The sequence below is a fragment of the Pontibacter diazotrophicus genome, assembly GCF_003367245.1.
GTDB lineage: Bacteria > Bacteroidota > Bacteroidia > Cytophagales > Hymenobacteraceae > Pontibacter > Pontibacter diazotrophicus.
The window spans coordinates 320,247-326,791 of the sequence record NZ_QRGR01000003.1; the positions used below are offsets into that span (position 1 = coordinate 320,247).

The 6,545-nt window shown below is 42.7% G+C and carries 5 protein-coding genes and 2 pseudogenes; all 7 read right to left on the reverse strand.

The window, feature by feature from the left end:
* Positions 1 to 38: 38 nt before the first annotated feature.
* Positions 39 to 1,121, reverse strand: a pseudogene (locus DXT99_RS03420) (IS3 family transposase); the annotation flags it as partial.
* A 574-nt stretch (positions 1,122 to 1,695) separates the two neighbouring features.
* Positions 1,696 to 2,619 (reverse strand): hypothetical protein, encoded by a 924-nt coding sequence (locus tag DXT99_RS03430; protein WP_115564118.1) that lies wholly within the window; start codon positions 2,617 to 2,619, stop codon positions 1,696 to 1,698.
* 1 nt (position 2,620) lies between these two features.
* Positions 2,621 to 3,637, reverse strand: a complete 1,017-nt coding sequence (locus DXT99_RS03435; protein ID WP_115564119.1) for a Gfo/Idh/MocA family protein — start codon at positions 3,635 to 3,637, stop codon at positions 2,621 to 2,623.
* Between the two features lie 93 nt (positions 3,638 to 3,730).
* The gene (locus DXT99_RS03440) at positions 3,731 to 4,210 is read right to left on the reverse strand and encodes a glycosyltransferase (RefSeq protein WP_115564120.1); all 480 of its coding nucleotides are present in this window, start codon (positions 4,208 to 4,210) and stop codon (positions 3,731 to 3,733) included.
* Positions 4,211 to 4,277: 67 nt separating this feature from the next.
* The gene (gene pssD, locus DXT99_RS03445; RefSeq protein ID WP_115564121.1) at positions 4,278 to 4,760 is read right to left on the reverse strand and encodes a PssD/Cps14F family polysaccharide biosynthesis glycosyltransferase; all 483 of its coding nucleotides are present in this window, start codon (positions 4,758 to 4,760) and stop codon (positions 4,278 to 4,280) included.
* A 252-nt stretch (positions 4,761 to 5,012) separates the two neighbouring features.
* A pseudogene (locus DXT99_RS03450) lies at positions 5,013 to 5,917 on the reverse strand (IS982 family transposase).
* 188 nt (positions 5,918 to 6,105) lie between these two features.
* The gene (locus DXT99_RS27840; protein WP_317048112.1) at positions 6,106 to 6,408 is read right to left on the reverse strand and encodes an IS66 family transposase; all 303 of its coding nucleotides are present in this window, start codon (positions 6,406 to 6,408) and stop codon (positions 6,106 to 6,108) included.
* Between the last annotated feature and the right edge of the window lie 137 nt (positions 6,409 to 6,545).

The window sequence follows — 6,545 nt, forward strand, 5'->3', positions numbered from 1 at the left end:
CGTGCAGGCTCTGTGCCAGGGGAGAAGTTTTCCATATTTCCACTTCTGCTTTCCAGTGGCCACTCCTTAGGCGTCAGGTTGCCAAGCGCCTCATGCGGTCTCCTGGTATTGTACTCCTCCATCCACTGCTCTGTCAACTCCCTGACCTCCTCCAACTCGACAAAAAGGTAAGCGTCCAGTACCTCCCTTCGGTAGCTTCCGTTGAAACGCTCAATGAAGCCATTCTGCATCGGCTTGCCAGGCTGGGTGTAGCGTATGCTTATCCCATTCTCCCTGCACCAGCAGGTAAAGTCAGCGCTGGTGAACTCCGGCCCGTTGTCCACCCGTATGGCTGCCGGCTTGCCGCGCCAGTCAATGAGTTGCTCCAGAGCCCTGACTACCCTTTTGGAGGAAATGGAGGTGGCTATCTCTATTGCCAGCGCCTCCCGGTTGCAGTCGTCTATCACGTTCAGGGTCCTGAACCTGGTGCCGAAGGCCAGGCTGTCGCTCATGAAGTCCATGCTCCAGCTGCTGTTGAGCTCCGCCTGTTGGAGCAGTGGTTGCTTCACCCGCGCCGGCAGCCTGCGCTTGCCCTTTCTCTTCTTGTTTAGCTTGAGCAGCCTGTAGACCCGGTACACCCGCTTGTGGTTCCACCTCCTGCCGTCCCTCTTCAGGTAAGCCAGCAGCTTGCGGAAGCCGTAAGTGGGGTGGGCGTCGGCCAATTCCTGCAGCGCGGCGATTAGCTCCGAGTCATCCCTGCGGCTCCTGTAGTAGAATTGGGAGCGGGCCAGCCCGGTTAGTCGGCAGGCCCTGGCAACACTTAGGCCGTAGTCCGAAATAATCTCCTCGGTCAGCTGCCTTTGCTGCCAGGGCCCCAGCCTTTTTTTGTGATGACCTCCTTGAGTATCTCATGGCTGATGCTCAGGTCGGCGAACATCTTTTTGAGCCGGGCGTTCTCCTCCTCTAGCTCCTTGAGCCGCTTCACCTCGGAGGCCTCCATGCCCCCGTACTGGCTCTTCCACCGGTAGAAAGTGGCCCGGCTGACATTCTAGCTCCCGGCAAATGTTCTCTGCCTTCCGGCCACCCTCATGCTCTTTGAGGGCCTTGATGATCTGGCTCTCGGTGAATAGTGTCTTCTTCATCTTTGCAGTTTAAATGTATGACCTTTTTGTCTTAATTTAAACTGTCTCGATTTTAGGGGTATTTACAAGCTGCAACTATGTCACTGCTGCTCTAATTCTGAACACGACCTAGACAAAAGATGCTGCAGGTGTAGTAATACAAAAAATGCCCGAAAAAGGCGTAGGTAAAGCGGTTCGCTTCAGGACTGACTCGTTATCACGGTGATTCCATCAATCTGGGTCTGCAAAGTCACGTGTATTTCACCGCTCCGACTGGTATGCCGCTCTAAGGCCGAGTAAAGCTCAATGATAAGGTAACGCATGCACAAATCGCTCAGGTGAGGGTTCGCGACCTCTTCTGGTATATTTTTTTCTTGCTTATACGCGAAGGCTGGAGAGATAACGATAAACGCGTGTATCGCATTTACGATGAAGAGGGGGAATATAAAGAGCAAAAGGCTAGGAGAAGCATTGCTACTGTGTACCGACTGGAACGCTCAAAGCTTTCTAATAATCAGTTGTGCTAATCAACTGACTTCATGCTCTATCACTTCTTCGAAAACTGTAAAGATGTACTTTCTTAGGCGGTTAACTTTCAACTTGTTAAAACTACCTTGCTTGATTCCGTGTTCTTTTTATTAACATTTTGAAAAACTTCATTGGTTTCGTGAAACTGATGGATGAGAGTAGTTGTTTGTATTATGTTAGCTTTGGAAGAGGCACCGAAGAGTATTGATTGAATATTTGGCAAGCTGCACACGTATTCAATGGCTTCTTGAGGAGGTATTGCTCCGGCTGCCAATACCTGCATGGCGATAGCCCTAAATTGCTTTTCGTTAAGTACATCTTCATAACAGGCTCTGCCACCAGCCATTCTAAAACCAAGCTTATTTATTGAAGAGCAAATAATAGGATTTTTGATACCAACCCGCTCTAGCGTATCAAGTAGCTTTGGCATATTCATCGTTATGAAACCCGCTTCAACACCGTATTTTGTGGCTATGTAATTGTGAAAAGCAAGTAAAATCTCATCCATACCCAATCCAAGCAAAAGGTCGGTAACGACATTTTGTAAGAATATAACCGGTGTATCAATTTTTTCGAAGATCTTTAATTCGGCATCAATTAGTAATTCCATTATAGCTATGTAATCTTTCCCTAAGAAAGCAAGCCCACCTTTGAACATTGACCCCATGAAGTTTCCTGGTACAAATTGCTTCAGGCTATTTGTTAAACCCAATTCTGTAACAGCATTGGCATACTTATGAGCATAAGGTAAGCATGGATATATTTTAAAATTCTGGTACTTAATAGGATTTTCACGAATAGAATCACAAATTTTAGAAATGCGGTCGTGTGTAGTACACATAAACGTATTTATATTAGCTTCCATAGCATAATCTAAGGTCTTGATGATGGATTTATCATCTTTAAATTTTATAGATTGAGCACGGGATTTCTCATCGGAAATATGATTAATTGCAAAGAACTGATTATCTCCAAAAAGTATTTTTTCCATCTTAGTTCGCTTTATCATAATTGTAAATCATTTCTATAACTTTATCTGTATAAAGGCCCTGCTCAAAAGTATTAAGAGTACCTTGTTGATTATTAATTATATTTTGTATAAAATAATCAATTTGAGCACTGTACTCTTCACCGCGAAGGTGATAATTTACAACAGGAGAATAATCTGTGATATATTTTATATTCCACCCTTTATCTAACTTCTGATCTTTATTAGGTTCTTTCAAGAATATTTTAATTTCGGTCGCGTCACAAATAATTTTTCCTTTTTTGCCAAGAAGAGTAACTGATGTAGACATTTTACGGTAAGTTTCATCGCTCCAGTTTACCAGCATTGTACCACTTATGCTGTTATCAAGTGTTAGCAGTGTATAGACAGCATCGTCAACGCCACCGGAATAAATGCTTTTTAGAAGAACTCCATTTACTTTTACTGGACGGCCTACTATTTCCTGAATTAGGTTAATAAGATGAGAAGCATAATCAAGCATACACCCTCCACCTTCACTAGGCTTAGACCTCCATGTGCTGCCCTTCTCTCTGGTAACTACAGGACCATAGGCTTCACCATTAAAATGTACTATCTCCCCTATCACATTATTGTCTAGGAGATTTTTTACTTCCCTAAATGTGCCGATAAAATGGTTATGATATCCAACTTGATTTACAAGGGATCTCTGCCTCGCAATTTCTACTAATTCAGTGCCTTCAGTTGTTGATAAGCTAAAAGGCTTTTCACAGAAAACATTAATATTTCTGTCGAAAGCAGTTTTCGTCATATTGTAATGATGCTTAGTCGGAGTAGCAATAACAACTAGATCTAATTGTTCCTTGCTAAGCATTTTGTTGAAGTCATCATAAGGATTAACTCTTGAGTATTTTTTAAACGCATTCAAAACTAATGATGACGTATCACATACAGATACAAGGTCTACCAAAGGGTGTGCACCTAGAATGGCGGCATGAGAAATTCCCATTTTACCAAGTCCTACAATTCCAGCTTTCAACATAAATATTAAATTTAATTTAGACAAAAAATAATTAAATTTAGGGTTAAATGGGTTCTAAAGCCTAATTTAATTTATCTTGCGAACAGAGTGGAATTAAACAGATTCAATATAGTCTGTTAGATATTCAATTATAACCTGCTTTTTAGAAATATAGGTTGCGGGTTCAAAGTCATTGATTTCCTGAAGTAAGGACTTAAGGGCAACATCTTCTGTCCATGGTATGATGTAGTTTAGTTTTGAGAACTCATTAAGAATCTCAACTTGGTGATTATCTACTACCTCACCATATTTTGCTAGACGCGGAATTGCAATTATCTTTTTATTAAGCTTGATGCCTTTCATTAATGAACCGGTTCCGGCTTGTGAAATGACAACACGTGCATTAATATATAGGGATGTTAGCACATCAGGTGATATGAAAGGTTGCATTTGCATAAATGAACTTTCTATCTGTGTATGTCCACATTGCACAATAACTTCCTCATTTATTTCTCCTTCACTACAAAGTTTTTCTATTTCTAGAAGAGGCCTTTTAAAATCAGTAGGGAAAGTTCCTAGTAAAACTAAAATCATATAAATTATTCTTGACGTAATCTTCGATATATAATAAAATGGTCTATCAACAAGTTAGATGGTAGTGTTAATAAATACCACCCAAATAAATTGATTTCTTATAATGCTGCTTTGCATGAGGCCATTGTACAATAAATTTATCAACCACAGGATAAACAAGGTCTGCGGAAAAAGCTCTAGAGTTGACTCTAGCAAAAGATAATATCCAGACTACTTTTACTCCAAGTAACTTACCTAATAAACACATAGGTAAGGCGGTATGACTTCCAGTAGTTATGATGACTTTAGGAAAATGTTTGATCAGAATCTTAATAGATAATATAAAATTAATCAATAAAATAACAATAAATTTAATATTTCTTTTTTTCCCCTTAGATCGTCCTTGGAGGTAGTTTACATTAAAATTGTCTTTCAGAGGCAAAGTTGCAGGAGATTGTTCTGTAACTAGTAAATAGTTGTATTTTTCAAACATACCCTTCAGCTCAAGAATTTGGGCTAAATGCCCTCCATCCGAGCATATAAGTAAGATTTTTTTACTTGAAACTGCCATCGAAGTAAGCGTAAAGCAAGTGTATATTTATTTATTAAATGAAAATTTTCATAGTGAGAGGAATAATATCCTATTCTTTACAACAATAGCAGAATATATCCTAACTTTTATAAAAGCCGCTTTTAAAGTTATTAATAATTATATAAATCGTTATAAAGGCAATATACTAATAATTATAGAATAAATATCATGAAATACATTTTTTTCATATTTTATTAATTATGTGGTATTTTAAGAACGTGAACTCGGGAATTAAGCGAGTGTTCTAGCAGGGTTAAACCTTTTGTTTTTGTGGTCGAGAAAGGAGTAGGCAGTCAGACCTGAGAGGATGTGGACCAGTGCGTTGAGGGGATTTCGGTGGCGGGTGTGGTCAATGTCGCAGACGGTCATCAGGATGTCGTTTACCGCCTCTATGCCCCCTCTCTTCAGCAGGTTGAGCTTATCATTGAGCGTCAGGAGCATATTTTTCATGTTCTTCCTTATCCTGGCCACCAGATGCAGGCCCTTTTCCAGGAGCTCCTCCATCAGGGAGGAGAGGTAGCCTCTGTCCCCGTACACTTGCCCTTCAGCCCCTCAAGCTGGTGCCCCAGCACCTGGTGGTTGTTGTCGGCCACGTTGGCCGGTGTTATCAGCAGGCGCGCCAGCTGCCCGTGCTGGTTTACCACCAGGTGCAGCTTGAGGCCGTAAAACCAGCCGGTGGAGCCCTTGCCCCGGCTGGCGATACCCTCGAAGACCCTGTGGGAGTGGATGCGGAGGTTGTGGCAGACGGGCAGCTTCTTGGAGTCGATGTAGTAGTGGTTAGTTCTCTCTGCAAGGCTCGCCCGGCACTGTGCCAGCAGGAAGGCGTGGAAGCAGGCCTGGCGGGAAAGGGAGAGGAACTGTGTGTAGGAAACGGCCTTGGGAAAGAAACTTTTCAGCTCCCCTAGCACCAGCCGCTCATAGTAGTACTCAAAGCACTTAAAGCCCGAGAGGTGGTAAAGCGTGAGAATGGTGAGCACCTCGCTCTCAGAGAGGGCAGGCCTCCTGCCAGCAGGGTGCTTCTCTGAGAGCCCCTTTGGCAGCGGATGGGAGGCGAAATACTCCTGCACTTCCTTGCAGAAATCGTCTATGAAGCAGAACACTTCAACCACTTTGGCAGTATCTATGATAAAGTGCATAAGGCTAAGGATTTAGGTGAAACATCGGACAATATTTCTACCTAATCCTTGGCCTTTTTTGTTGCGCAATGACTGATTTAAAATGATTTAATTCCCGAGTTCACGTTTTAAGATTTATTGAATTCTCGCAACGCCTGCAGAAATAGCTTTCTCTGCAGGGAGTAGACGTTTTTAATGATTTTGCTGACTCATCTAATTGAGCCGCTGAAAAGCCCGCAGTACACAGTAGATGTGATTTTGACTGGCTCGTGTGCGCGCATGAACAAAAGCTGGGCATGGCACTCCGCCTCTTGCTCAGCGGCCTGGAAGGGAAGCATGGTCTGGTTCGGGTCACCCTCGAAGCGCTCACGCTTCTGGCCGAACTGCATCCGGCGGTACATCTCTCCACCTGCGCTTCCAGGTAGGTGATCCGCTCGTCTTTCTCTTTTTCCAGACGGCGGAAAGCCAGCAGTATTTCTTCTTTCGACAGGTTTTCCAGGGCCGTTTTGCATGCTTTAAAAATAACGTGAACTCGGGAATTAAACAGGTTTAAATCAGAAGTTTGTGCAACAAAAAAGGCTAAGGATTAGGTAGAAATATTGCCTGATGTTTCACCTAAATCCTTAGCCTCATGCACTTTATCATAGAT